Raw genomic sequence first — 25884 nt, forward strand, 5'->3', positions numbered from 1 at the left:
CAGTCCCGTGCTGGCAGGCTTCACACTGATCGAGCTGCTGGCCGTCATGGCGATTGCCTCCCTGCTGCTGGGCTTCAGCGCGCCCAGCCTGCAGCTGGCGATCGAAGGCTACCGCCTGCGCAGCGCGGCGGCCGACCTGCTGGGCGCGCTGAACCTGGCCCGCAGCCAGGCCATTGCCGGTGGCGCCATCGTCCTGCTCACGCCTGCCGATCCGTCGGGCCTGGACTGGCGCCAGGGCTGGCAGGTGTTCGTCGACCGCGACGGCGACCGCCGCCCCGGCCGTGGCGATACCCTGCTGATGCGCCACGGCCCCGTCGATGGCGGCCTGCGCATCTGGTCACGATTCAGCGCCAATACGCCGCCCCTGTATATCGCCTACAATAGTGCCGGGCGAAGCTGCAAGGCGAATACCGGCCTGGGCGCCCATTTCGGCACCCTGTCGCTGGAGGCCGGAAGGCAGCAGCGCAACATCAAGATCAATATGCTGGGCCGGGCGCGCCTGTGCGACCCGGCCCGCGAACCGTCCGGCTGTACGGCAGCCAGCGGCTAGGATTGGCAAAGGCAATGAACATCGCGAACGACCTGGAAGGCATGCGCCTGGCCCTGCAGTGGGCGGAGAAGGGGCTGTATACCACTTCCCCCAACCCCCATATCGGCTGCGTCATTGTGAAGGACGGCGCGGTGATCGGCGAAGGCGTCACCCAGCCCGCAGGGCAGGACCATGCGGAAATCCAGGCGATGAAGGACGCGCAGCGCCGCGGCCACGACGTGCGCGGCGCCACCGCCTACGTCACGCTGGAACCCTGCAACCACTACGGCCGCACGCCGCCCTGTTCGGAAGCCCTGGTGGCATCGGGCCTGGGCCGCGTCGTCGCGGCGATGGAGGACCCCAATCCCCTGGTGGCGGGGCAGGGCATGGCCCGCCTGGCCGCCGCAGGCATCGCCACGGAAACGGGGCTCCTGGCGGAAGAGGCCTACGAACTCAATATCGGCTTCTTCTCGCGCATGCGGCGCCAACTGCCCTGGGTGCGCATGAAGACCGCCGCCAGCCTGGATGGCATGACGGCCCTGAACAATGGCCAGAGCCAGTGGATCACCGGCCCTGCGGCGCGTGCCGACGGCCATCACTGGCGCGCCCGCGCCTGCGCCATCCTCACCGGCATCGGCACCGTGAAGGCGGACGACCCCCTGCTCAATGTGCGCGAGGTGCAGACCCCGCGCCAGCCGCGCCGCATCGTGGTGGACAGCCGCCTCGATATCAGCCCCGGCGCCCGCATCCTGGAGGGCGGCGGCACCTGGATCGTGGCCGCCAGCAGCAACCACGAGAAGGAGGCTGCCCTGCGCGACCGGGGCGCCGAGATCATCACCCTGCCCAACGCCCAGGGCAAGGTCGACCTGCCGGAACTCATGCGCGAGTTGGCACGGCGCCAGATCAACGAGCTGCATGTGGAAGCGGGCACGAAGCTGAACGGCTCCCTGGTGCGCGAGGGCTGCGTGGACGAGCTGCTGCTCTACATGGCTCCCATGCTGCTGGGCGAGGCCCAGGGCATGTTTGCGCTGCCCCCGCTGACAGACCTGAGCGGCAGGAAGCAGCTAAAATTCCACGAGATCCGGCAAGTCGGCGACGATCTGCGCATCCTCGCCCGTTTCAACCCTCAATAAGAAGATTGGTATCCCATGTTTACTGGAATCGTGGCCGCCGTCGGCCAAATCAAATCCGTCACGCCGCTGCCCGGCGGGCATGACGCGGGCGTGCGCCTGGACATCGATGCGGGCAGCCTGCCGCTGGCCGATGTGGCCCTGGGCGACTCCATCGCCATCAACGGCGCCTGCATGACAGTGGTGGAAAAGACCGGCGGAAGCTTCACGGTTGACGTGTCGCGCGAAAGCCTGAACTGCACCGTGGGCCTGGATGCGCCGGGCGAAGTGAATCTGGAAAAGGCGCTGACCCTGGCCGAGCGCCTGGGCGGCCATCTCGTGTCCGGACACGTGGACGGCCTGGGCGTGGTGCGCAAGTTCGAACCCGTGGGCGAATCCTGGGAGCTGGTGATCGAGGCGCCGCGCAATATCGCCAAGTACCTGGCCTTCAAGGGTTCCATCGTCGTGAACGGCGTGTCGCTGACCGTCAACCGCGTGCAGGACATCGGCAGCGGCGCCGATCTCGTTTGCCAGTTCTCCATCAACCTCATTCCGCACACCATCCAGGTCACCACGCTCAAGCACCTGACCGTGGGCGCGCGCGTGAACCTGGAGATCGACCTGATCGCACGCTACGTCGAGCGCATGCTCTCGCTCACCAGCACGGACGAAGTCAAGCGGTGAAACCCAGCCTCGCGCTGCTGTGCCTTGCGGCCGCCAGCGCGCAGGCCTCGGGGCCCTTGCGCTTCGAGCCCGCCGGTCCGCAGCATATGCCCCCTGCTACCGTGTGCCAGCAGCCCATTCCCGCCGCGCGGGCGGAAGCCGCGACTCCCGATTCGGCGGCGGTGCAGGCGCTGGCGGATTCTCCGCAGTTCGCGAGCATGCAGCCCCTGTTCGATGCCGCGCGTCCCCAGGTCATGTGGTGGATACGCCATGCGGGCGCCATCAACCTGCAGTCCGTGCTCACGGCCTTCCACGAAGCGAACCACATGCTGGACTTCGCCCTCTCGGATTGCCACAAGGGGAAGGCAGTCTACTTCTTCCGCGGCCGGACCTATGTGACCGACTACCAGCGCGGCGAGGCTCCCGCTTTTTCCATCGCGGCCAGCGAGATCCCGGCGCGCTTCAAGACGGCGCTGGGCCGCTATGCCGTCTACTTCGGGGACCCGGGCGTGTACCGGGGCGATTTCTTCCCCCTGATCGATGAACTGAACGCCCATGTCGGCGGCGCCGAGTTCGAGCTCGCCGCGGCGGCAACGCCTCTCTACCGGGAACTGGCGGGGCAGGTTAACGCCATCGACGGCAATATCGGCGGCATGGCCGACTTCATGCTCTATACCGTGAGCTACCTGAAAGCCCTGCGCAAGAGCGATCCGGAGGCTTACCGCCTGCTGGCGTCGCGCCGCACTGCGCTGGAGCACGTGCAGCGCCTGTGGAGCGCCGCGGAGGCGGTGCTGGAAAAGGCGGTGCATCTGGCGCCCGAGCGGGGAGGCATCTACCGCTATCCCGCCGAGGCGCTCAAGGCTGTCTATTCGCCGGACATGCTGGGCGAGCTCGATGCCATCGGCATCCGCCACGCCCAGCGTGCGCCCGGGCTCACTGCTTCGGAATGAATTCTTCGAGCACGGCCTGCTTCATCAGGTCCGGCGGCAGGATGCCCTGCGAGATGATGAAGTCATTGAAGGCGCGCAGGCGGAAGCGCGAACCCAGCGCTATCTCGGCCTGCGTCTTCAGGGCGCGCAGCTTCACGTAGCCGTAGTAGTAGGACGTGGCCTGGCCCGGCATGCGGTAGGAGTAGCGGTCCACCTCCGACTGGGCGAATGGCTCGGAGAGCACCACCTCCTGCATCAGGAATTTCTTCGCTTCCTCCGGCGTCATGCGGCCCAGGTTGATCTGCGGGTCGAGCAGGGCGCGCGCCATGCGCAGCAGGCGGGCCTGCAGGGACACCAGCTGGCCTTCCGGCGGCATGAAAGGCAGGATCAGCGCCTCCGAGTACAGGCCCCAGCCTTCCGAGTTTGCACTGTTGAAGGCAAAGTTGGCGCGGGCGATGGACATGCCCTGTTCCACAATGGACGCGAACTGCAGCTCGTGGCCGGGACGGGCCTCGTGCGCCGTCAGCGTCCAGGCCATGGCCGCGAAATCGAAGTCGTTCATGCGCTCCGTGGTTTTCGCGTTCGGGTTCGACAGCGGAATCACGAATTCGCCGTATTCGCCGGTATTGCCGATCAGGCGCGGCGGCGTCATGAAGGGGGCGGGCGAGCGGGCCGCCTCGGCGCCGGTCGCGGTGCGGATGTTGGCGTCGCGCGCCGGCAGGGTCACGAGTTCGTTCCTGCGGATCAGGCCCTCGATATCCTTCAGGCGCTCGCGGTAGTAAGGGAGCAGATTGTCCGGCGCGATCTGCTCCTTTTTCAGTTCGCGGATCACGTCGCGGTAGTCGGAGGAGGGCAGCTTGCGCTGGGCGGCGATCACGTTGGCCACCACCTGCATCTGGTCGCGCACCTCCTGGAAGTCGAAGCCCGCCCGTTCGATCATCTGTTCCGGCGCGATATCCACGCCTTCGTTGGACAGGCGGTTCACGTAGATGGCGAGCGGCAGGCGCACTTCCTTGCGGGCGCGGGGCACGATGGCGCTGCGCGTCCAGTCGTCGTAAGCCTTCACCTGCGCGGCGAGCGCGGCCAGGTCAGCCTCCCAGCCCGCGAGCTTCGCCTTGCGGAACAGGTCTGCCAGGCCCTCCATATAGGTGGGGCTGTTGCTCAGCGCTTCTTCCAGCTCGCCGATATAGGGGCCGATCAGCTCCTTGCGGCCCATGCGCTCTTCCGTGCGGTCGCGCGCCAGCACGGCGATGGGCGTGTAGCCGTTCTCCTTGCCCGCATAGCGCTTCAGGCGCTTGATGGCAGCAGCTTGGCGCTCAGGCTTGTTGCGCGGATCGAGCAGGGTGCGCAGGCCGTCGAATACCAGCTCGCTCACATTGACGTATTTGAGCAGGTGCCTGCGCTCCAGCTTCATGGTCTCGATCTTCTTCACCCGCGAGCTGATGAGGATGTCGAGATCCTGCTTCACTTTCGGGTCGCGCTCCTTTGCGTGCAGCTGGCGCAGGGAAGCGAGGCGCTTCTCGGTATCGGCCAGCTCGCGTTCGTAGTCGCGCGGCTTGAAGTCGGCGACGGCCGTATCGAACTCCGCGTTGCCAAGCTGGCTCGATTCTTCCGGCGAGTACTTGCCGATGTCCTGCAGCACGGGCTGGGAGAGGGCGTCGCTGCGCGCGACCCAGGCGGAGGAGGCGGCGAAGGCGCTGCCGGAAACGAGGAGGAGGGCGATGCGGAGAGCGAGGCGGGCTGCGGACATGGAATCCCTTTCAAGAATGGGCGGGCAAGGGATTGTAAGCCCAAAGCCCGCCGTTCAAATCACTGCAATGTTGCGTCGAGCGTGATCTTCGTGTTCAGGAGCTTCGATACCGGGCAGCCCGCCTTGGCCTTGCCCGCCAGCTCCTGGAATTTCGCGTTGTCCGCGCCGGGAATTTTCGCCTGCAGCGTGAGATGGACGGCCGTGATGGCAAAGCCGTCGTCCACCTTGTCCAGGGTGACTTCCGCCCTGGTTTCCATTTTCTCGGCGGTGAGCCCCGCTTCGCCCAGGATCAGCGACAGCGCCATCGTGAAGCAGCCCGCGTGCGCCGCTCCGATCAACTCCTCGGGATTCGTGCCCGGCTTGCCCTCGAAACGGCTGGCGAAGCCATAGGGGTAGTCCTTCATTGCGCCGCTCTGGGTGCTGATCGCGCCTTTGCCGTCCTTGATGCCGCCGGACCAGACGGCCGAACCGGAAGTCTTCATCGCATGCTCCTTCAGGAAGTTTGGGGGCATTCATCTTATGCCGAACGCCCCGGCCGTGCCGCACAGGAGTCAGCCGAGGCGGCGTTCGCCGGGAGACTCGGCCCGGCGGAAGGCGTCGCGCACGGTTTCGCGCAGCTCGTCGTCGTCCCAGGGCTTGCTGAGGAATTTGTAGACGGCGCCGCGGTTGATGGCATCCTTGACGCTCGTGAGGTCGGCGTAGCCGGAAAGGATCATGCGCACCGTATCGGGATAGAGTTCCTTGGCGCGCGCCATGAATTCGGTGCCCTGCATCTCGGGCATGCGCTGGTCCGAGATGACTACCTGCACATCGTTGCTGGCCAGGAGTTCGAGGCCCTGCTTGCCGCTGCCCGCCGAGAGAATGCGGTAGCCCTCGCGCCGGAACAGCCGCTCCAGCGAGGAAAGGACGCTTGGCTCGTCATCCACCAGCAGCAGGGTGCGCGGCGTCTTGCTTTCTTCGCCAGCGGGCTTCAGGCAGCGCTGCTCGCGCAGCAGGGCCGCCAGGTCTTCGGCGGGCAGGGGCCTGCTGAAGAGGAAGCCCTGGATCTTGTCGCAGCCCATGGAGCGCAGGAAGTTCAGCTGGCCCTCCGTTTCCACCCCCTCCGCCACCACCACGAGGTTCAGGCCGTGCGCCAGCGCCGCCGTGGCGCGGGCGATGGCCGCGCTGCGTGGCTCGCTGGTGATGTTGCGCACGAAGGTCTGGTCGATCTTCAGCTTGTCCAGCCGGAAGCGCGAGAGATAGCCGAGCGAGGAGTAGCCCGTTCCGAAGTCGTCCAGCGAAATGGAGACGCCCATGGCGGAAAGCTCGTTCAGCTGCATCTGCGTATGCTCGCTGTCGTGCATCATCACGCTTTCGGTCAGCTCCACTTCCAGATACTGTGGCGCCAGGCCGCTGCAATTGAGGGCGCTGCGCACCACGGCGGGCAGGTTCCCCGCCGCGAACTGGCGCGCGGAGACATTCACCGCCACCGTCAGCGGCGGAAGTCCGGCCGCCTGCCAGGCCTTGTTCTGGCGGCAGGCTTCCTCGATCACCCAGTTCCCGATGGGGAGTATCAGGCCGCTGTCCTCGGCCAGTGGTATGAAATCGGCGGGCGAGATCGGTCCCAGCTCGGCGCTGTTCCAGCGCAGCAGCGCCTCCATGCCGGAGACATGGCCGTCGCGCAGCGAAACCTGGGGCTGGTAATGCAGCTGAAGTTCCTTGCGCTCGATGGCGTGCCGCAGCTGAACTTCCAGCGACATCCAGCGCAGGGCGTGCGCGTTCATCTCACCGGTATAGAAATGCAGGCCGTTGCGGCCCGAGTCCTTCACGTGGGAGAGGGCTACGTCCGCCCCGATCAGGAGGGCCCCCGGGGTGGCGCCGTCGCGCGGATAGATGCTGATGCCCACGCTCGCCGTGACGTACACTTCCTGCCCATTGAGGCGCACAGGCTGGGAGATCTGCTCCATCAGCCGCCGTGCGCAGACGATCACGTCGTCCACATCCTGGCAGCGCGTGAGCATCATCGCGAATTCGTCGGCCCCCAGGTGGGCCAGGGTGTCGCCCGGCGATACGATGTCCGACACTCGGGCGGCAATCTCCTGCAACAGGGCGTCGCCCGCGTCGTGCCCCAGGGCGTCGTTGATGCGCTGAAGGCGGTCGATGTTGAACAGCATGAGGGCCACCTGCCTGCCGCCATGTTCGGCCGCCGTCATGGCCAGCTGCAGCCGGTCGTTCAGCAGGTTGCGGTTGGGGAGCAGGGTCAGGGGATCGTGGTTGCTCAGGAAGTCCAGCTGGTGGTGGGCTTCCTTCAGGGCGCTGATGTCGCTCGATACCGAAACGTAGCCCGTCACCTTTTCGCGCTGGTCGCGCACGGCGTTGATGCTGATCCGCTCGGGATACACCTGGCCGTTCTTGCGCCGGTTCCAGATCTCGCCGCGCCACTGCCCCTGCTGTTCCAGCCCCTGCCAGATGGAGCGGTAGAAGGCGCTGTCATGGCGGCCCGAGCGCAGCAGGCGCGGATTCTGGCCCAGCACCTCGGCCTCCCGGTAGCCCGTGATCTGCTCGAAGGCAGGATTGACGGCAATGATCCTCGCCTCCGCATCGGTCATCATGATGCTTTCCTGGGTGCTGTCGAAGACCTGGGCCGACAGGCGCAGGCGGTCCTCCAGCGCGCGCCGCGCGCTGGTGTCGCGCAGGATCACGGTAAACATCTTCTCGTCGCCGATGTTTACCACCGCCAGAGAGAGTTCGGCGCTGAACTCCTCGCCGTTCTTGCGCACCCCGAACAGCTCCACCACGCGGCCGCTGTAGAAACGCTCGCTTGTCTTGCGGTAGCGCTCGAAGCGCTCCAGGTGTTCCTCCAGCGAGCGCTGCGAGATCAGCTTGAGCACCGGCTGGCCCATCATCTCGTCCGCCCGGTAGCCGAACATGGCTTCGGCGGCGCGGTTGAAGTGGAGCACGCGCTGCTGCTCGTCCAGGCTGATGATGGCGTCCGGCGCGGACTGGGTCATGGCGCGGTAGCGCGCCTCGCTGGCCCGCAGGGCCGCATCGGCCGTGCGGCGGGCCGATACCTCCATCTGCAGCTGGGCCGCATGGCGCTGCACCACCTCGTACAGGTTCATGTTCTCGTAGGCCACCGCCAGCTGCGCGGCCAGCATGCGGATGAACTGTTCGTCCTTGTCGTCGAAGCAGGGCGCGCTGCGCCGGTCTGCGGCGTACAGCCAGCCGTAGAGATGGTACTGGTCGCGCACCGCAAGTCCCAGCAGGTTGCGCACCGGCGGATGGCCCGCTGGCAGCGGCGGCATGTCGCCATCCGCGCCGCAGCGCCGCAGCACGCCGTCTTCCGCCATCAGGGCGCCCGGAAAGGCCGCCCTGTCCATCGGCACCGGATGCAGCACGGCGGCATCCACCCCCACCGCTTCCACCTGCTGGACCTTCGCCTCGTTTGCATCGAGCAGGCAGAGGGCGACGATGTCCGCATCCAGGATCTGGGCCGCCGACTGGCAGAAGAGGGCGGCCATGCCCGCCGCTTCGCGTTCCCCGTTCAGGCGCAGGCTCAGTTCATGCAGGGCGGCCATGCGGTCCACGGTATTGTGGCTGGCGGGCGGCTCCGGATAGTGGTGGGGACGGGCCGGGGCATCGGGCGCCTTGCCGCCCAGTTCCGATGCGATGGCGTCCAGGATCACCTGGGGCTCGGCGGGCTTGGGCAGCACGGTGCGCACGCCGCAGCTGGCGGCCATGGTGCGCAGCTCGGGCAGGGCATAGGTGGCGCTGAAGAAGATGACGGGCGTGTGCGCCAGGTCGGGATAGCTGCGCAGGCGCTGCACGAGTTCATAGCCGTCCATGGTCGGCATGAGAATGTCCGTGATGATCAGGTCGGGCCGGTGTTCGGTGGCCAGGGCCAGCGCCTCCGCGCCGTCCGCCGCCTCCAATACCGCATGCTCCGTGAAGCCGAGCAGGGTCAGCAGATATTGCCGGTTGGTGGGACGGTCGTCGACGATCAGTATGGTGGACATTGTGGCCAGGCTGAGTGCGGAGTTCCTCGTTTTTATGCTACTCCCACAGGCTGTGGAGCAGGCGCACGGCTTTGCTATTGCTATGCATCTTATGCCAGTGCGGAAGAGCTTGCCTAATGTTTTCTTGGTAGTGTGTGCAGATTAACAACTTCTCGGTATTCGTGGACACACCCGGCGGTTTTACGGTGAGGCGGCGGCAAATCCTTTAAAATAGCGGGTTGATACTGTGGCATGCGTTTGCCTTGCCACTTCCGCAATGAAGGAAGAATTTTTATGACTATCTCCAGCACCGAAGAAATCGTCGCGGAACTGCGCGCCGGCCGCATGGTGATCCTGGTGGACGAGGAAGACCGCGAGAATGAAGGCGACCTGGTGCTGGCCGCCGACTTCGTCACGCCCGAAGCAATCAATTTCATGATCCGCCATGCGCGCGGCCTGGTCTGCCTCACCCTGAGCGAGGAAATCTGCGACCGCCTGGAACTGCCCATGATGGCGACCAGGAACGGCACCTCCTTCGGCACCAATTTCACGGTGTCCATCGAGGCGGCGGAAGGCGTCACCACCGGCATTTCGGCCGCCGACCGCGCCCGCACCATCCAGGCGGCGGTGGCCAAGGGCGCCAAGCCTTCGGACATCGTCCAGCCCGGCCACATCTTCCCCCTGCGGGCGGTGGCGGGCGGCGTGCTGATGCGCGCCGGCCATACGGAAGCGGGCTGCGACCTCACGGCCATGGCCGGCCTCACCCCGGCCTCCGTGATCTGCGAGATCGTGAAGGACGACGGCACCATGGCCCGCCTGCCGGACCTGCTGGAATTCGGCAAGGAGCACGGCCTGAAGATCGGCACGATCACCGACCTGATCCACTACCGCAGCCAGAAGGAGTGCATGGTCGAACGCGTGGCCGAGCGCCCCCTGCGCACGGCCCACGGCGACTTCCGCCTGATCGCCTTCCGCGACAAGCCGAGCGGCTCGGCCCACCTGGCCCTGGTGCACGGCGAGATGCGTCCCGACCGCGAATCCCTGGTGCGCGTGCACCAGCCCGTGTCCATCCTGGACCTGCTGGAAACGGAAGCCACCACCCACTCCTGGACCGTGGCCTCCTCGCTGAAGGCGATCCATGCGGCGGAACAGGGCGTGATGGTGCTCCTGAACTGCGGAGAGACCGCGGCCCAGCTCTTCAGCCAGCTCGAAGCCCTGGACAAGCCCGCCGCCAAGCCCATGGGCCGCGCCGCCAGCATGGACCTGCGCACCTACGGCATCGGCGCCCAGATCCTGCGCGCCGTCGGCGTGCGCAAGATGCAGCTGCTGGCCAGCCCGCGCAAGATGCCGTCCATGTCCGGCTTCGACCTGGAAGTGACCGGCTACCTGGCCAAACCCGCACCCTGATCAACTACATATAAGAAGAGGCAAGTCATGACCGTAGGAAGCTACGAAACCAATCTGAACGGCGAAGGGCTGCGTATCGGCATCGTGCAGGCGCGCTTCAATGAAGACGTGTGCCATGGCCTGCTGTCGGCCTGCCTGGCCGAGCTCAAGCATCTGGGCGTAGCGGACGAGGACGTGCTGCACGTGACCGTACCGGGCGCCCTGGAAATTCCCCTGGTGCTGCAGAAGATGGCCGAATCGGGCCAGTTCGACGCCCTGGTGGCCCTGGGCGCAGTGATCCGCGGCGAAACCTACCACTTCGAGCTGGTGTCCAACGAATCGGGCGCGGGCATCACGCGCATCGGCCTGGACTACAGCATCCCCATCGCCAATGCCGTGCTGACCACCGAGAACGACGAGCAGGCCGAAGTGCGCATGGCCGTGAAGGGCGCCGACGCGGCCCGCGTGGCGGTGGAAATGGCCAACCTGGCCATCGCACTGGAAGAGCTGCAGCAGGACCAGGGCGACGACGAGTAATCAAGGAAGAAAACATGAACGACAAATCCGTGCACGCCAACCCGAGCAAGAACCGCACCCCGCGCCACCGCGCGCGCGAGTTCGCGCTGCAGGGCCTGTACCAGTGGCTGCTCAATAATGAAGCGGCATCGACCGTGGTGAACAATATCCGCAGCGCCCACGGCTTCGACAAGGCCGACGCCGAATATTTCGCCCAGCTCCTGCATGGCGCCATCGCCGACTCCGTGGCCCTGCGCGACACCTTCGCGCCCCTGGTGGACCGCGGCGTGGCCGAGCTTTCGCCCATCGAGCACGCCGTGCTGCTGATCGGCGCCTACGAGCTGAAGAACAATCTGGAGATCCCTTACCGCGTCGTGATCAACGAGGCGGTGGAGCTCACCAAGTCCTTTGGCGGCATCGACGGCCACAAGTACGTGAACGGCGTGCTGGACAAGCTGGCAGGCCAGCTGCGCGCCGAGGAAGTGGCGGCGGACAAGAAGCGCTGAGCGCTTGCGCCAGGCGTAAAAAAGGCCAGCCCGCGGGCTGGCCTTTTTATTTGGCCGAGCCGGCCTACAGGCCTGCCAGCTCCGTCGTGGCTGCCTCGGCGGCTGCCGCCACCGGCACGCCTTGGGACGGCGCGGAAGCGGTGGTCTTGGCCACCAGCACAGGCTGGGCGGACGGCGGCGTGAAGGTCGGCACCTTCTTGCCCGCGGAAACCTGCTTCAGGCGGCGGTACTCGGCCAGCACCTTGGAGCCGTAGCCCTCGTCGGTTTCGAAGGCGGCGGCGCCTACGTAGCTCTTCAGGCCCGCTTCCACGGAACCGCCACGGGTCACGTAGTCCTTCAGGATCAGGGAACCGACGCGGATATTGGCCACGGGATTCAGCGCAGCCTGCACGCCGCCCATGTCCTGGAATTTGTCGTGGTGGACCTTGGACATCACCTGCATCAGGCCCTGGGCGCCCACCGGGCTCTCGGCGAAGGGGTTGAGGCCGGATTCGATGGCCATCACTGCCAGGATCAGCAGCGGGTCCAGCTTGATCTCGCGCGCCGTCAGGTAGGCGGTGGACACGAGCATATTGGCGGCGTCGCCCGCCACGCGGTAGCGCTTGGAGAGCCAGGAGGTGACCCATTCCTGCTGCTTGCGGGTGCCCATCAGGGCCTTTTCCTCGGCCGTGAGGGGTTCGGATTCGGTGCTGGCCTGGGCCGGGGTGGCGGCGGCTGGGCCTTCCATCAGTTCGGACAGGGGCGGGGCGGTCACGGCCGCCACAGGGGTTTCGTCTTCGGCCAGGGCCTTGGACAGCGAGCGCGCCAGGTCTGGGCGGGCGAAGAGCACTGCAATCATGACCAGGGCGGTCACGCCGAAAATGGTGAAGGTGTGCTGGGCGGTAGTAAACACGCTGCGCAGCGAGACGCGTTGCGCGGCAAATCGCGCGGCCGGCACAACGGCCAGCGAACGGGCGGCCGTGGCCATCCCAGTAAAACGAATGTTCATTAGATACTCCCCTAATGTCCGAAAAGAGCGCAACAGGGCCGCGCGGAACGCGCCGATCCTCCATACGCCGATGCCGTACACAGAATTAAATGGTCCGCCGCCGCAGGGAGCGCGCGCCGAACGCGTTATTGCTTGCTTGAGCTGTCCTCTAGACGGGCCAGTCGCAATACAACTTTTGCCGGGGTTAGGGCAGACGCCCTGAGAAAAACACTCCTTAAAATGTCTGTGGAGCCCGGACTCCGTGAATGAATGAGTGACAATAGATGTTGGCGAAATTGCCATGTCCCTCTTCAAGTAGTTCGAATTGTAGAAGCCGTTTTATATCACGTCAATACTAACACAATCGTTCTTCATAACTTTTGAATCTTATTTTCCAAGGTATGGCTGAGCAAAAACCAATAGAATCAACCACTTGACCGGAAGAGCTCAGACGGGGCGTCCGGAGCATAAAAATCGTAAAAAATGTATGAAATACTCCGATCTGCGTGATTTTATTTCCCAGCTGCAAAAAAGTGGCGAATTAAAGCCGATTTCCTTGTCAGTCTCACCATATCTGGAGATGACCGAGGTCTGCGACCGCACCCTGCGTGCGGGCGGCCCGGCGCTCCTCTTCGAAAAGCCGGCCGGTTTCGACATGCCCGTGCTGGGCAACCTGTTCGGCACGCCGCGCCGCGTGGCCCTGGGCATGGGGGCCGAGGATGTGAGCGAACTGCGCCGCATCGGCCATGTGCTGGCCCGCCTCAAGGAACCCGAGCCGCCCAAGGACTTCAAGGACCTGATGGGCCTGGGCTCCCTCGTCAAATCGCTGTGGGACATGTCGCCGAAGGAGCAGCGCGGCGCGCCCTGCCAGGAGATCGTGTGGGAAGGGCAGGACGTGGACCTGGGCCGCCTGCCCATCCAGCACTGCTGGCCGGGCGACGTAGCCCCTCTTATTACCTGGGGCCTGGTGATTACCAAAGGTCCGAACAAGAAGCGCCAGAACCTGGGCATCTACCGCCAGCAGGTGCTGGGGCCGAACAAGGTCATCATGCGCTGGCTGGCGCACCGGGGCGGGGCCCTCGACTTCCGCGAGCATGCCATCCGCAATCCCGGCCAGCCTTATCCGGTCTGCGTTGCCTTGGGCGCCGACCCCGCCACCATCCTGGGCGCCGTGACGCCGGTGCCGGACAGCCTGTCCGAATACCAGTTCGCGGGCCTGCTGCGCGGCAGCCGCACGGAGCTGACCAAGGCCATCGGCAGCGAGCTGCGCGTGCCCGCCTCCGCGGAGATCGTGCTGGAAGGGCATATCTACCCGGACGAGAGCCATCCCTCCGGCTACGAGCACGCCCTGGAAGGGCCGTACGGCGACCACACCGGCTACTATAATGAGCAGGACTGGTTCCCCGTCTTCACCATCGACCGCATCACCATGCGGCGCGACCCGATCTACCACTCCACCTATACAGGCAAGCCCCCGGACGAACCGGCCGTGCTGGGCCTGGCGCTCAACGAAGTGTTCGTGCCCCTGCTGCAGAAGCAGTTCAGCGAGATCACGGACTTCTACCTGCCGCCCGAAGGCTGCAGCTACCGCATGGCCGTGGTCCAGATCCGCAAGCAGTACGCGGGCCACGCCAAGCGGGTGATGTTCGGGGTCTGGAGCTTCCTGCGCCAGTTCATGTATACCAAGTTCATTGTGGTGGTGGACGAGGACGTGAATATCCGCGACTGGAAGGAGGTCATCTGGGCCATCACCACCCGCGTCGACCCCACCCGCGACACCACCCTGGTGGACAACACGCCCATCGACTACCTGGACTTCGCCTCGCCGGTGAGCGGCCTTGGCAGCAAGATGGGCATCGACGCCACCAACAAGTGGCCGGGCGAAACGAGCAGGGAGTGGGGCACGACGATCCAGATGTCGGCCGAGGTGAAACAGAAGGTGGACCAGATCTGGCAGCAGCTCGGTTTGTGAAGCGGGGCCGGAGCGGGTATAATTGCCGCCGGGCGGGCCCCTGCGCATTGCGGCATGGCTAACCTGGTCAGGTCGGGAACGAAGCAGCCACGGCTGTTAACCGCAAGTGCCGCAGATCAGGCTCGCCTCCTTATTTAAAAAAAGCTGCCCATGGCAGCTTTTTTGTTTTTTACTCGGCGTCGTCCAGCTCCGCCTCGGTGGGCCTTGCGGAGGCCAGCATCACCGGGTTTTCCTTCAGCAGCGAACTGTCCGGCTTCAGGCGGACCTGGTTCTTCGCGTCTGTCGCATACTGCTTTGCGCCATCCTTCGACTGGATCGTCACCTGCGCAGGCTTGTCGAACTTGAGGATCACCGACTTGATCTTGGGTGCGAACATGCTGAAGGCGCCCGCCATCTTGCCGATCACTTCATTGGACTGGTCCACGCTCGACATCAGGCTGGCGTAAGGCCACTGGGTTCCCGCGGGCAGCACGGCGTTCATCACATAGATCATCTTCGACTTTTCGCCGGTGGGCATGCTGGTCATGATCTTCGCGTCTTCCGCCACCCACTTCGGATTGGGCACCACGTGGATGCGGCCCTGGGCGTCGACCGGAATTGGCGAGCGCCCGCCGCTGTGGACCACCGTCAGCAGGATGTCGGAGCCCTTGAAATTCTTGTTGTTCGGCTCGAGCTTGATCGAGAGATCGAGCTTGTCGCGCTGGGCAGGGGGGACGGCGTAGAACTTGTCCAGGCGCAGATCCTGCACCAGCTTCTTGTAGGGGACCCACTCGCGTTCATCCGCGAAGGCGGAGGAGGCGAGCAGCAGGAGGGCGTAAGGCAGGATTTTTTTCATCGTCTCTTTTTGCTTGTGAAAAAGTAAAGTGTATTCCATGTTCCGGGGTTTGGCTATTGTTGACCGCAGGGCTCTCCAACTACGGTAAAATCGCGGAATGTCCTATCAAGTCCTCGCTCGCAAATACCGTCCCCGGAACTTTGAAACGCTCGTCGGCCAGGAGCACGTCGTGCGCGCCCTGACGCATGCGCTGGGCACGGGACGGCTGCACCACGCCTACCTGTTCACGGGAACGCGCGGTGTGGGCAAGACCACGCTCTCGCGCATCCTGGCGAAGTCGCTGAACTGCACCGGGCCGGATGGCGCGGGCGGCATCACGGCTACGCCCTGCGGCGCCTGCGAAGCCTGTACCGCCATCGACGGCGGCCGCTTCGTGGACTATATCGAGATGGACGCGGCATCCAACCGCGGCGTGGACGAAATGGCGCAGCTGCTGGAACAGGCGGTGTACGCACCGTCCAATGCGCGCTTCAAGGTCTATATGATCGACGAGGTGCACATGCTCACCAACCACGCCTTCAACGCCATGCTGAAGACGCTGGAAGAGCCGCCCGAGCACGTGAAGTTCATCCTGGCGACCACCGACCCGCAGAAGATTCCCGTCACCGTACTGTCGCGCTGCCTGCAGTTCAACCTGAAGCAGATGCCGCCGGGGCATATCGTGGGCCACCTCGAGAATATCCTGGGCCAGGAGAACGTGAGCTTCGAGCAGCCCGCCCTGCGCCTGCTGGCACAGGGGGCGCATGGTTCGATGCGCGACGCGCTCTCCCTGACCGACCAGGCCATCGCCTACGCCGCCGGCGCCGTGACGCTGGACGCGGTGCAGGGCATGCTCGGCGCCCTGGACCAGTCCTACCTGGTGCGCCTGCTCGACGCGCTGGCGAACCAGGACGGCGCCGACCTGATGGCGGTGGCCGACGAAATGGCTTCGCGCTCGCTCTCCTACAACGGCGCCCTGCAGGACCTGGGCACGCTGCTGCACCGCATCGCGCTGGCGCAGACCGTGCCTTCCGCCGTGCCCGAAGACCTGCCGGAGCACGCGGATATCGTGCGCCTCTCGCAGCTCTTCGACGCGGAGGAAGTACAGCTGTACTACCAGATCTGCGTGCACGGACGGAATGAACTGGGGCTCGCGCCGGACGAATACGCGGGCTTCACCATGACCCTGCTCCGCATGCTTGCCTTTCGGCCCGGCATCGGCGGCGCAGACGGTCTCCCGGCTGCGCCAGTAGGGGCGCGTCCCGCCGGTGCGAATCCGGCGCGCGCTGCCGCCGCAGCGGCAGGCGCCACGCGCGCCGCCTCCGTGGCTGGCGCGAGCCATGCCAGCGTGACGCCGCATCCGGCGGTCGTGGCAGGCGCCGCCGCGCGCCACGCCGACGATGCAGCGCAGGCCGAAGCCGCCCCGGCACCGGCCATGGCGCCGCAGCCGTCTCCGCCCGTTCCCGCACAGCAGGCCGCCCCGGCGCCAGCGCCTCAGGCAGCTCCGGCGCCAGCGGCTCCGGCCCCCGTGCAGCAGGCCGCCCCGGCGCCTGCGGCTCCCGCACCAGCAGCGCGTCCGGCCTCGGGCCCCGTCAGCCCCGCGCGCGCCGCCATCAATGCCGCGCTGGAAGCGGCACGCGCCGCAGCTGCCGCCCGCACCGGCGCGCGGCCGCCAATGAAAACCACGCCGGATGCCGCCGGTCCGGGCGATGCCCCGGGCGCAACGGCATCGGCCATGCCATCGGCCGCTCCGCAGGCGCCCGCGCAGCCGCAGTCCGCCGCCTCCGCGCCAGCGGTGCAGGCCATCGCCCAGGCTCCGGCCGTGCAGTCGCGCGCGCCAGCTCCTTGGGAAGACGCGCCTGCCGACATGGGCGACGCCGCCGTGATCGAAGCGCCGCCCGCGGTGCAGACGCAGACCGCGCCTGTGCAGCCCGCCGTGCGCCAGGCGCCGCAAGTCGCCGAAGACGACGACCTGCCGCCCTGGGTCACCGAATTCTCGGACGACAGCGCCGTTCCCGCCGGCGACTCGCACGCCGCTGCCGAGGCGGAGTTCGAGCAGCCCATCGCGCGCCCCGTGCAGCAGCAGCGTGCGCCCGCCAAGGCGCCATACGAATACGTGATCACGCCCGTCCCGGAACTGGGCTGGGACGGCAACTGGCCCATGCTGGCCGCCCACCTGCCGCTGCGCGGCGTGGCCCAGCAGCTGGCAACCCAGGCCGAGCTGGTGAGCTGCACCATCGACGGCAACGCCGCGCTCTTCAAGCTGCGCTGCCCGATCGACACCTGGTGCACGCCGCCGAATATCGAGAAGCTCACCGCCGCGTTGTCCGAACGCTTCGGCCGCCCGGCGCGGGTGGAAACGGAAATTGGGCCGGTGTGGTACACCACCACCGCCGAAGCCCAGGCGCACCGCGATGCCTGCCAGCGCGCAGCCGAAGAAACGGTCAACAGCGATCCCTTCGTGCAGAGCATGGCCCGCGAATTCGGCGCCTTCGTGGTGCCCGGTTCCATCGTGGCGCCCATGACGCCTGCGCACTAATTACAATCCTGGAAATAACCCAATACGGAGAATCACATCATGATGAAGAACCAGCTCGCCGGTCTGATGAAACAGGCCCAGGCCATGCAGGACAATATGAAGAAGGCCCAGGAGTCCCTGGCCCTGATCGAGGTCGAAGGCCAGTCCGGCGCAGGCCTGGTGAAGGTCGTCATGACCTGCAAGAACGACGTGAAGCGCGTCTCCATCGACCCGTCCCTGCTGGCCGACGACAAGGACATGCTGGAAGACCTGGTGGCCGCCGCCTTCAACGACGCCGTGCGCAAGGCAGAAGCCACCGCCGCCGAAAAGATGAGCGGCCTGACCGCTGGCATGAACCTGCCAGCCGGTTTCAAGATGCCGTTCTAAGCTTCACCCATGGCCAAGTCGCTGGAGTTCCTGACCGAGGCCCTGCGCCGCCTTCCCGGCGTCGGGCCCAAGTCGGCGCAGCGCATGGCCTTCCATCTCCTGCAGCATGACCGCGAAGGCGCAGCCATGCTGTCGCGCGCCCTGTACCAGGCCGTCGAGGCGGTGCACCACTGCGCCCTGTGCAATACGTTCACCGAAAGCGAAGTGTGCGAGCTGTGCTCGGACGATTCGCGCGACCGCAGGCTGCTCTGCGTGGTGGAAACGCCTGCCGACCAGGCCATGATCGAACAGACCCTGACCTACAAGGGCCTCTACTTCGTGCTTATGGGCCGCCTTTCTCCGCTGGACGGCATCGGCCCCAAGGACATCCATCTGGAAAAGCTGCTGGCGCGCGCCGCCGACGGTACGGTGGGCGAAGTGGTGCTGGCGACGAACTTCACCAACGAAGGCGAGGCCACGGCCCACTACATCAGCGAGATGCTGAAGGCGCGCGGCCTGCAGGTGACGCGCCTGGCGCGCGGCGTGCCGGTAGGCGGCGAACTCGAATACGTGGACGCGGGCACCATTGCACGCGCGATGCTGGACCGCCGCAGCACCTGATTACTGCACGGGCGCGTCGGCCGGCATGCAGCTCAGCATCTCGGTAATCGCCTGTTCGGAGGAAGGGCGCCCCAGCAGATAGCCCTGCGCCATGTCGCAGCCGTACTGCTCCAGCAGTGTAAGCTGCTCCCCCGTCTCCACGCCCTCGGCCACCACGGCCAGTTTCAGCCCATGCGCCATGGCGATGATGGCGCGCGTGATGGCGGCGTTCTCCGAATCCTGCGGCAGCCCGCTGATGAAGCTCTTGTCGATCTTCAGCGCCCGCACGTCGAAGCGCTTCAGGTAGTTCATGGACGAATAGCCGGTGCCGAAATCGTCGATGGATAAGTAGACCCCGATGCCGCGCAGCTGTTCCAGGGTGGCCATGGTGGCGCGCGCGTCGTCCATCAGTGTGCCTTCCGTCAGCTCCAGCTCCAGCAGGCCCGGGTCCAGGCCCGTTTCGCTCAGCACCGAGAGCACCGTCTGGGCCAGGTTTTCGTCCTTGAACTGGCGGGCCGAGAGATTGACTGCCACGCGCAGGGCGCGCTGGCACTGGCGCTGCCAGGCGCGCGCCTGGAGGCAGGCCGTGCGCAGCACCCAGGCGCCGATTGGCACGATGAGGCCCGTCTCCTCGGCCAGGGGAATGAAGTCGTTGGGGGGAATCATGCCTAGCTCGGGGTGGCGCCAGCGCACCAGCGCCTCCACGCCCACGATGCGCGCCGTGGGCACGTCGATCTGGGGCTGGTACTGCACGTAGAGCTCATTGTTCTGCAGGGCCTTGCGCAGGCCCACTTCCAGCTTCACATGACTCATGATCTGCGTGGTCAGCGCTGAGCTGTACAGCTTTGCGTTGTTCTTGCCGCAGTTCTTGGCATGGTACATGGCGGTGTCCGCGTATTTGAGCAGGGAGGTGCAGTCTTCCCCGTCTTCGGGATAGAGCGAGATGCCGATGCTGGCCGTGACGAAGATCTCGTGGCCGTCCAGGTTGAAAGGGCGGCGCATGGCGTCGCGCACGCGGTGGGCCACATTCAGCGCGTCGTCCACCCGGTCAAGTTCCGGCAGGAGGATGGTGAATTCGTCGCCGCCCAGGCGGGCAAGATTGGCGTGCTCGCTGCGCGACACCATGTCGCTGGGGCGTATGGTTTCGCGCAGGCGCTCGGATACCACCTTCAACAGCTGGTCGCCCACATTGTGGCCCAGGGTGTCGTTGATGCGCTTGAAGGAGTCGAGGTCCATGAAGAGCACGGCGAACTTGTTGCCCGTCTGGCGCGAGCGCGCCAGCTCGCGTTCGAGCGTTTCTAGGAAGGCCTGGCGGTTGGGTATGCCCGTCAGGCTGTCGCAATAGGCGAGCCGGCGGATCTGTTCTTCCGTGCGTTTGCGTTCGCTGATGTCGCGCACAAGGCCCAGAACCTCGCCTGCGCCCGTGCTGACCAGCCGCGCTTCGAAGTGATGCACGCAGTCGCCGCGCACTAGCTCGTAGTCCACCGAGCGGATGCTCTGGGTCGCAAGCACAGTCTCCAGCTGCTCCAGCAGGCGCCTTGCGATCTCTGGAGGCAGGACCTCGCTTACGTGGCGCCCCACGCAGGCCAGCTCGTTGAAGACCGCGGCGGGATCGTGGCCCTGTTCATAATCGAGATAGACGCCTTCCGGACTGAGGCGGAAGAAGGTGTCCGGGATGGCGGCCAGCACCGCGCGGTTGTGCGCGTCCGCCACGCGCAGGCGGGCGATGGCGTCGCTCGCGCGCAGCACATAGAGCACGCGGTGGCCGAGAATGGGCCAGTTGATCGGCTTCGACACGAAGTCCGTGGCGCCGTCCTCATACGCCTGGGTCACGGCATCCAGGTCGTCGCCGCCTGTGACCATGATGATCGGCACCGTGAGGTGGGGCTCCAGCGCGCGCATGGCGCGGCAGACGGCAAAGCCGTCCATGCCCGGCATGTCCACGTCCAGCAGCACCAGTTCCGGCGCCTCGGACTGGAAGAGGGCCACGGCGCGCTCGCCGTTCTCCGCTTCGATGGATGGCAGGCCAACCTGGGCCAGCATCCTCAGCATCAGCATCCGCATTACCGGATCGTCGTCCACTACCAGCACTGCGCCCATATCAGTTCTCCTTAACGAGCATGGCGCCGAAGGACTGCTGCACGGCCAGGAACTCACGGTCGATGTCGCCCATCAGCACGGCTGCGCCATGCGCCGTGCCTTGTTTGCCCAGCTGCTCCATGTCCTTCAGCAGGCGCGCCAGGCTATCCGCGCCCACATTCGCACTGCTGGATTTCAGGCTGTGCGCCGTCTGCCGCATGGCCTGCGTGTCGCCCGCCTGCACTGCGGCACGCAGCTGCCGCAGCTGGGCGGGTGTGTCGCCTACAAAAGCGTTGATCACGCGTTCCAGCAGCTGGTCGCCCTGCGCGCTCAGTGCGCGGATCGCATCGAGGGCGTGGTGGTTGATGGCGGCAGCGGCAGGCGGCGGTGGCGGTGCGGGGGAGGGCGCGTCGGCATGGTGCACCGTGGCCGGACGCGGCAAGGCGACCCAGCGGCCCAGCGTGTCGGCCAGTCCCTGCTGGGTGAAAGGCTTGCTCAGGTAGTCGTCCATGCCCGCCGCCAGGCAGGTTTCGCGGTCGCCCTGCAGCGCATTGGCCGTGATGGCGATGATGGGCAGCTGACGCGCGCGGCCCTGCAGCTGCTCGCGGCGCCGGATTTCGGCGGTCGCCGCCATGCCGTCCATGACGGGCATCTGGCAGTCCATCAGCACGATGTCGATGCCCCCGCTCTGCACCACATCCAGCGCCTGCTGGCCGTTCTCCGCATGGAGCACTTCGAGCCCCAGCCCTTGCAGCATGGCGGACGCCACTTCCACGTTGACGGAATTATCCTCGGCCAGCAGCACCCTCAGCTTCTGCCGTGCGCTCTTGCGGGGCTGTGCAGGCGCCTGCGCCGACGCCGCGCGCACGCCTTCGCTGGCGCGCAGGGGCGTCATGATGCAGTCGTACAGATCGCTGTCGCGTATGGGCTTGATCAGCTGGAAGGCCACGCCAGCCTCGCGCCGCTGGCGCGTATCGGCCGCGAAGCGCTCGGCGCTAAGCAGCAGTACCCGCACGTCGGCGATTTCCGCGTCGGACTTGATCTCCGCCGCCAGCGCCAGGCCGCTCAGCACAGGCAGTTCCATGTCGATCAGGGCCACATCGTAGGGCTGGCCACAGGCGATGGCCGCGCGCAGCAGTTCCAGGCATTCGTCCGCCGTGGCCACGGCGTCGCAGCGCATGCCCCACTGCGCGAGCAGGGCTTCAAGCGCGCGGCGGCTGGCGGTATTGGGGTCGACGAGCAGGGCGCGCAGAGGGGCGCCGCCTTCTGCCGGAGCGGCATCGTCCAGCCGCCGCTTGTCGAAGCGCACGCTGAACCAGAACATGGAGCCGCGGCCCAGAGGCTGCTCCATGCCGATGGCGCCGCCCATCAGCTCCACCAGCTGCTTGGAGATCGCCAGGCCCAGGCCGGTGCCGCCGTGCTTGCGGGTGGTGGAACCATCCGCCTGCGAGAAGGAGTCGAAGATATGCTCGCGTGCCTCGCGCGAAATGCCGATGCCGGTGTCGTGGACCTCGACGCGCAAGGTCACGGCCTGCGCGTCTTCCGCGGTGACAAGCACCTTCACATGGATCTTCCCCTGTTCCGTGAACTTGACGGCATTGCCCAGCAGGTTGACGATGACCTGCCGCAGCCGGTTCGGATCGCCGCACACGGCAAAGGGAATGTTCGGCGCCAGCGTGAACTCCAGCGCCAGCTGTTTGGCCTGCGCCTGGGGCGTGAAAACGTAGTCAATATCGTCAAGAAGTTCGCCCAGGTTGAAGTGAATGTATTCCACCGTGAGCTTGCCCGCTTCCACCTTCGAGAAGTCGAGGATGTCGTTGATGATCACCAGCAGGTGCTCGCCCGAGCGCTTCACCATGCTCGTGTAATGGCGCTGCTGCTCCGTGAGGGGGCTGGCCAGCAGAAGCTCCGTCATGCCCAGCACACCGTTCATCGGCGTGCGGATCTCGTGGCTCATGTTTGCCAGGAAGGCGCTCTTGGCCTGGCTGGCCGCTTCCGCCGCGTTCTTGGCCTTTTCCAGCTGCTCGGTGCGGCGGCTGACCTGCCGCTCCAGCTGCTCGCGCGACTGGGCCAGTTTCAGGTCGCGCTGCTCGATCTGCGCCAGCATGGTGTTGAAGCTGTCGATCAGGGTGCCCAGTTCGTCGTTGCGCTTGTGCGGCACCTGGGCGTAGGTCTGGCTGCCGGAGACCTGGCGCGCCGCCGCGATCAGCTGGGCGATGGGCTGGGCGATGCTGCGGCGGAAGCGCACCGCCATGAAGAGGGCCCAGAAGAAGGCGGCCGCGGTGGCCGCGCCCGTGACGCCGAGGCTGCGCCCGATATCCTCCAGAAGCTGGCGCTGGCCCGCTTCGATCATCATCACCCCCACCACATGCGTATCCACCCACACCGGGCGGTAGATGCGCAGCACGGCATCCCACGGCGGCCCGTCGTACTGCGTGATCGGGGCTTTCTGCACGTGCTCCATCAGGGCAGCGCCCAGCGCGCGCGGGACGGTGGAGCCTTCCTCGCCGTAGCGGGCGAACAGCTCGCCGTTACGGTCGAAGAGCACGGCCTGGGTCAGGTCCTCCTGCGCCGCGAGCGCGGTGAGCAGGCGCTGGGCGCCTTCCCGGTCCGCCGCCAGCAGCGGGGCGATGGCGTTGGTGCCCGCCAGGTCGGCCAGGGACGCGAGCTGGCGCGACTGGCTGGCCTGCTGGTGGTGGATGGACGTAATTGTGAAGGCGGCAAAGACCAGCAGCAGGGCGCTGCCGGTCGAAAGCAGAGAGATGAGCGTCAGTTTCTGGCTGAGGCTGGAGCGGTCGAAGTTGAGCATTGCCATCGCCGAAGAAGGATTCTTGCCGGAAAAATATACCTTCGGGCAACGGTCTGCCTTGATCTGCCTCTAGCGTGCTTGCAAAAAGAAAGGGGCAGGCCCGCTACGGGACTGCCCCTCGTGGGGAACCGGGATGTTTCAGCAGCATCCGCCGCGCTTGCCGGCGCCGCCGTAGCGCGCCTCCTGCCGCTCGCGGAAGAACTCTTCGTAGCTCATCACCGGTTCGCCGGGATGGGTGGTTTCGCGGTGCGCCACATAGGTGTCGTACTCCGGCAGGCCGCACATCAGCCGCATGCTCTGGCCGAGGTAGCGGCCTGCCTTGACGATATCCTGGAACATCAGGCCACCAGCTGCGCCGGGCTTTCGTTGTGGCTTGGTTTGGCGTTGGCGCGCGCCTGCAGCGCCGTGCGCACGCCGAACACCAGCACGGCCAGCACCACGACCATGAAGAAACCTGCCAGCGAGGCATCCAGGTAGTCGTTGAAGATCACCTGCTGCATCTGTTCAATGGATTTGGCGGGCGCCAACACCTTGCCTTCGGCCAGGGCTGCCGCGTACTTGTTCGCGTGCGCCAGGAAGCCCACTTTCGGGTTGGCGTCGAAGATCTTCTGCCAGCCCGCCGTCAGGGTGCAGAGCAGCAGCCACACGGTGGGCGCCATGGTGACCCAGGCGTAGCGTGCCCGCTTCATCTTGAACAGCACCACGGTGGCGAGGATCAGCGCGATACCGGCCAGCATCTGGTTGGCGATGCCGAACAACGGCCACAAGGTGTTGATGCCTCCCAGCGGATCGACCACGCCCTGGTAGAGGAAGTAGCCCCAGGCCGCCACGCACAGGCCCGTGGCCAGCAGGCTGGCGAAGGTGGACTCGGTGCGCTTGAGGGAAGGCGCGAAGGCGCCCAGCAGGTCCTGCAGCATGAAGCGCCCGGCGCGCGTGCCCGCGTCCACGGCGGTCAGGATGAACAGGGCTTCGAACAGGATGGCGAAGTGATACCAGAAGGCCATCATGGTCTTGCCGCCGATGACGGAGGAGAGGATCTGGGCCATGCCCACGGCCAGCGTCGGTGCGCCGCCTGCGCGGGAGATGATGGAATGCTCGCCCACATCCGCAGCCACCTGCGTCAGCATTTCCGGCGTGACGCGGAAGCCCCATTGCGAGATGGTGGCAGCCGCCGTTTCGGCCGTGGTGCCGATCAGCGCCGCGGGGCTGTTCATGGCGAAGTATACGCCCGGCTCGATGGTGGACGCGGCCACCAGGGCCATGATGGCGACGAAGGACTCCATCAGCATGGCGCCATAGCCGATGAAACGGGCGTGGGTTTCGTTCTCGATCATCTTCGGCGTGGTGCCGGAGGAGATCAGCGCATGGAAGCCGGAAACGGCGCCGCAGGCGATGGTGATGAAGAGGAAGGGGAAGAGGTTGCCCGCCCACACAGGGCCGGAACCGTCGATGAACTTCGTCACCGCAGGCATCTGCAGGTAGGGGGCGGCGATCACGATGCCCAGGGCCAGGCCGACGATGGTGCCGATCTTCAGGAAGGTCGACAGGTAGTCGCGCGGCGCCAGCAGCAGCCACACGGGCAGCACGGAGGCGATGAAGCCGTAGCCGATCAGCATCCAGGTCAGTTCCGTGCCCGTGAAGGTGAACAGCGGCGCGAGCGCGGGATTCTCCTGCACCCACTGGCCGCCCAGGATGGCCAGCATCAGCAGCACGAAGCCGATCAGCGATACCTCGCCGACCCGGCCGACGCGGAAGTAGCGCGAATAGACGCCCATGAAGAGGGCGATGGGAATGGTGGCCATGACGGTGAAGCTGCCCCACGGCGATCCGGTAAGGGCCTTCACCACGATCAGCGCCAGCACGGCGAGAATGATCACCATGATCATGAAGGTGCCGAGCAGCGCGATATTGCCGGGGATGGGACCCAGCTCGGACTTGATCAGGTCACCGAGGGAGCGGCCGTCGCGGCGCATGGAGAGGAAGAGGACGATGAAGTCCTGCACCGCGCCCGCGAACACCACGCCCGCCAGAATCCACAGCATGCCGGGCAGGTAGCCCATCTGCGCGGCCAGCACGGGACCGACCAGGGGACCGGCGCCGGCGATGGCGGCGAAATGGTGGCCGAACAGCACGTTCTTGTTGGTCGGGACGTAATCCAGGCCGTCGTTGTGCTTGCGGGCGGGCGTCAAGCGGCGCTCGTCCAGGCCCAGCACGTCGCGCGCGATGAACAGGCTGTAGAAGCGGTAGGCGATCAGGTAGACGCAGACGGCCGCGATCACGATCCAGATGGCGCTAATGGGTTCGCCGCGCTTCAGCGCGACCACGCCCAGCGCCCCGGCGCCGGCCAGCGACAGCGCGCCCCAGCCGAGTTTTCTCAGTACGGGATTCATCCAATTC

At 66.0% G+C, this 25884-nt stretch carries 20 protein-coding genes and 1 other RNA gene; 12 read left to right on the plus strand and 9 right to left on the minus strand.

Annotated features, from left to right (window positions below; genetic code table 11):
• Window positions 1-7 precede the first annotated feature (7 nt).
• The 4 genes from LSQ66_RS04800 to LSQ66_RS04815 are packed head-to-tail and all read left to right on the plus strand — an operon-like array spanning window position 8 to window position 3251.
• Window positions 8-550 (plus strand): GspH/FimT family pseudopilin, encoded by a 543-nt coding sequence (locus tag LSQ66_RS04800; RefSeq protein WP_231768663.1) that lies wholly within the window; start codon window positions 8-10, stop codon window positions 548-550.
• A 14-nt stretch (window positions 551-564) separates the two neighbouring features.
• Window positions 565-1662 carry a bifunctional diaminohydroxyphosphoribosylaminopyrimidine deaminase/5-amino-6-(5-phosphoribosylamino)uracil reductase RibD gene (gene ribD / locus LSQ66_RS04805; RefSeq protein ID WP_231768664.1) on the plus strand — a complete coding sequence of 366 codons (1098 nt, stop codon included), beginning with the start codon at window positions 565-567 and terminating at the stop codon, window positions 1660-1662.
• Between the two features lie 15 nt (window positions 1663-1677).
• On the plus strand, window positions 1678-2322 hold the full coding sequence (locus LSQ66_RS04810; protein ID WP_231768665.1) for a riboflavin synthase: 645 nt from the start codon (window positions 1678-1680) through the stop codon (window positions 2320-2322).
• A complete protein-coding gene (locus LSQ66_RS04815; protein ID WP_231768666.1) occupies window positions 2319-3251 on the plus strand; it encodes a hypothetical protein in 933 nt (310 codons plus the stop codon). Before LSQ66_RS04810 ends, LSQ66_RS04815 begins: the two co-directional genes overlap by 4 nt.
• Here the strand turns inward: LSQ66_RS04815 and LSQ66_RS04820 are convergent.
• The 3 genes from LSQ66_RS04820 to LSQ66_RS04830 form a co-directional block, all read right to left on the minus strand.
• Window positions 3235-4980 (minus strand): DUF885 domain-containing protein, encoded by a 1746-nt coding sequence (locus tag LSQ66_RS04820; RefSeq protein ID WP_231768667.1) that lies wholly within the window; start codon window positions 4978-4980, stop codon window positions 3235-3237. The genes LSQ66_RS04815 and LSQ66_RS04820 overlap by 17 nt on opposite strands.
• Before the next feature lie 59 nt (window positions 4981-5039).
• Entirely contained in the window at window positions 5040-5462 is a 423-nt protein-coding gene (locus tag LSQ66_RS04825; RefSeq protein WP_231768668.1) for an OsmC family protein, read from the minus strand.
• Between the two features lie 69 nt (window positions 5463-5531).
• A complete protein-coding gene (locus LSQ66_RS04830; protein WP_231768669.1) occupies window positions 5532-8975 on the minus strand; it encodes an EAL domain-containing protein in 3444 nt (1147 codons plus the stop codon).
• Between the two features lie 273 nt (window positions 8976-9248).
• Between LSQ66_RS04830 and ribBA the strand changes: the two genes are divergently transcribed.
• Genes ribBA through nusB form a run of 3 tightly spaced genes read left to right on the plus strand, consistent with a single transcriptional unit; the run spans window position 9249 to window position 11362 of the window.
• On the plus strand, window positions 9249-10361 hold the full coding sequence (gene ribBA, locus LSQ66_RS04835; protein WP_231768670.1) for a bifunctional 3,4-dihydroxy-2-butanone-4-phosphate synthase/GTP cyclohydrolase II: 1113 nt from the start codon (window positions 9249-9251) through the stop codon (window positions 10359-10361).
• A 27-nt stretch (window positions 10362-10388) separates the two neighbouring features.
• Window positions 10389-10877 (plus strand): 6,7-dimethyl-8-ribityllumazine synthase, encoded by a 489-nt coding sequence (gene ribH / locus LSQ66_RS04840; RefSeq protein WP_231768671.1) that lies wholly within the window; start codon window positions 10389-10391, stop codon window positions 10875-10877.
• A gap of 14 nt (window positions 10878-10891) precedes the next feature.
• Window positions 10892-11362 carry a transcription antitermination factor NusB gene (gene nusB, locus LSQ66_RS04845; protein ID WP_231768672.1) on the plus strand — a complete coding sequence of 157 codons (471 nt, stop codon included), beginning with the start codon at window positions 10892-10894 and terminating at the stop codon, window positions 11360-11362.
• A 64-nt stretch (window positions 11363-11426) separates the two neighbouring features.
• Here the strand turns inward: nusB and LSQ66_RS04850 are convergent, their stop codons facing one another.
• Window positions 11427-12350, minus strand: coding sequence for a lytic transglycosylase domain-containing protein (locus LSQ66_RS04850; protein ID WP_231768673.1), 924 nt, complete (start codon window positions 12348-12350; stop codon window positions 11427-11429).
• A 466-nt stretch (window positions 12351-12816) separates the two neighbouring features.
• Here LSQ66_RS04850 and ubiD point away from each other — a divergent pair, with 466 nt between their 5' ends.
• Together ubiD and ffs are read left to right on the plus strand one after the other, a co-directional pair.
• Window positions 12817-14301 carry a 4-hydroxy-3-polyprenylbenzoate decarboxylase gene (gene ubiD / locus LSQ66_RS04855; protein ID WP_231768674.1) on the plus strand — a complete coding sequence of 495 codons (1485 nt, stop codon included), beginning with the start codon at window positions 12817-12819 and terminating at the stop codon, window positions 14299-14301.
• A gap of 31 nt (window positions 14302-14332) precedes the next feature.
• Window positions 14333-14431, plus strand: an RNA gene (ffs, locus tag LSQ66_RS04860) — signal recognition particle sRNA small type.
• A gap of 39 nt (window positions 14432-14470) precedes the next feature.
• On the opposite strand, the gene LSQ66_RS04865 is transcribed toward ffs, so the two are convergent.
• A complete protein-coding gene (locus LSQ66_RS04865) occupies window positions 14471-15136 on the minus strand; it encodes a hypothetical protein (RefSeq protein ID WP_231768675.1) in 666 nt (221 codons plus the stop codon).
• Window positions 15137-15233: 97 nt separating this feature from the next.
• On the opposite strand from LSQ66_RS04865, the gene dnaX reads away from it, so the two are divergent.
• The 3 genes from dnaX to recR are packed head-to-tail and all read left to right on the plus strand — an operon-like array spanning window position 15234 to window position 18620.
• On the plus strand, window positions 15234-17654 hold the full coding sequence (dnaX, locus tag LSQ66_RS04870; protein ID WP_231768676.1) for a DNA polymerase III subunit gamma/tau: 2421 nt from the start codon (window positions 15234-15236) through the stop codon (window positions 17652-17654).
• Between the two features lie 39 nt (window positions 17655-17693).
• Complete coding sequence (locus LSQ66_RS04875; protein WP_112937853.1) at window positions 17694-18020, plus strand: YbaB/EbfC family nucleoid-associated protein; 327 nt, start codon at window positions 17694-17696, stop codon at window positions 18018-18020.
• A 9-nt stretch (window positions 18021-18029) separates the two neighbouring features.
• Window positions 18030-18620, plus strand: a complete 591-nt coding sequence (recR, locus tag LSQ66_RS04880; protein ID WP_231768677.1) for a recombination mediator RecR — start codon at window positions 18030-18032, stop codon at window positions 18618-18620.
• Here recR and LSQ66_RS04885 read toward each other — a convergent pair whose 3' ends face one another.
• From LSQ66_RS04885 to LSQ66_RS04900, 4 genes are all read right to left on the minus strand, one after another.
• Window positions 18621-20699 carry a putative bifunctional diguanylate cyclase/phosphodiesterase gene (locus LSQ66_RS04885; protein ID WP_231768678.1) on the minus strand — a complete coding sequence of 693 codons (2079 nt, stop codon included), beginning with the start codon at window positions 20697-20699 and terminating at the stop codon, window positions 18621-18623. It lies immediately after the preceding gene.
• Between the two features lies 1 nt (window position 20700).
• Window positions 20701-23487 (minus strand): hybrid sensor histidine kinase/response regulator, encoded by a 2787-nt coding sequence (locus LSQ66_RS04890; RefSeq protein WP_231768679.1) that lies wholly within the window; start codon window positions 23485-23487, stop codon window positions 20701-20703.
• Window positions 23488-23625: 138 nt separating this feature from the next.
• On the minus strand, window positions 23626-23826 hold the full coding sequence (locus LSQ66_RS04895) for a YbdD/YjiX family protein (protein WP_231768680.1): 201 nt from the start codon (window positions 23824-23826) through the stop codon (window positions 23626-23628).
• The gene (locus LSQ66_RS04900) at window positions 23826-25877 is read right to left on the minus strand and encodes a carbon starvation CstA family protein (RefSeq protein WP_231768681.1); all 2052 of its coding nucleotides are present in this window, start codon (window positions 25875-25877) and stop codon (window positions 23826-23828) included. The genes LSQ66_RS04895 and LSQ66_RS04900 overlap by 1 nt, the downstream gene beginning before the upstream one ends.
• Window positions 25878-25884 lie beyond the last annotated feature (7 nt).

This window comes from Massilia endophytica (genome assembly GCF_021165955.1).
Taxonomy (GTDB): domain Bacteria; phylum Pseudomonadota; class Gammaproteobacteria; order Burkholderiales; family Burkholderiaceae_D; genus Rugamonas; species Rugamonas endophytica.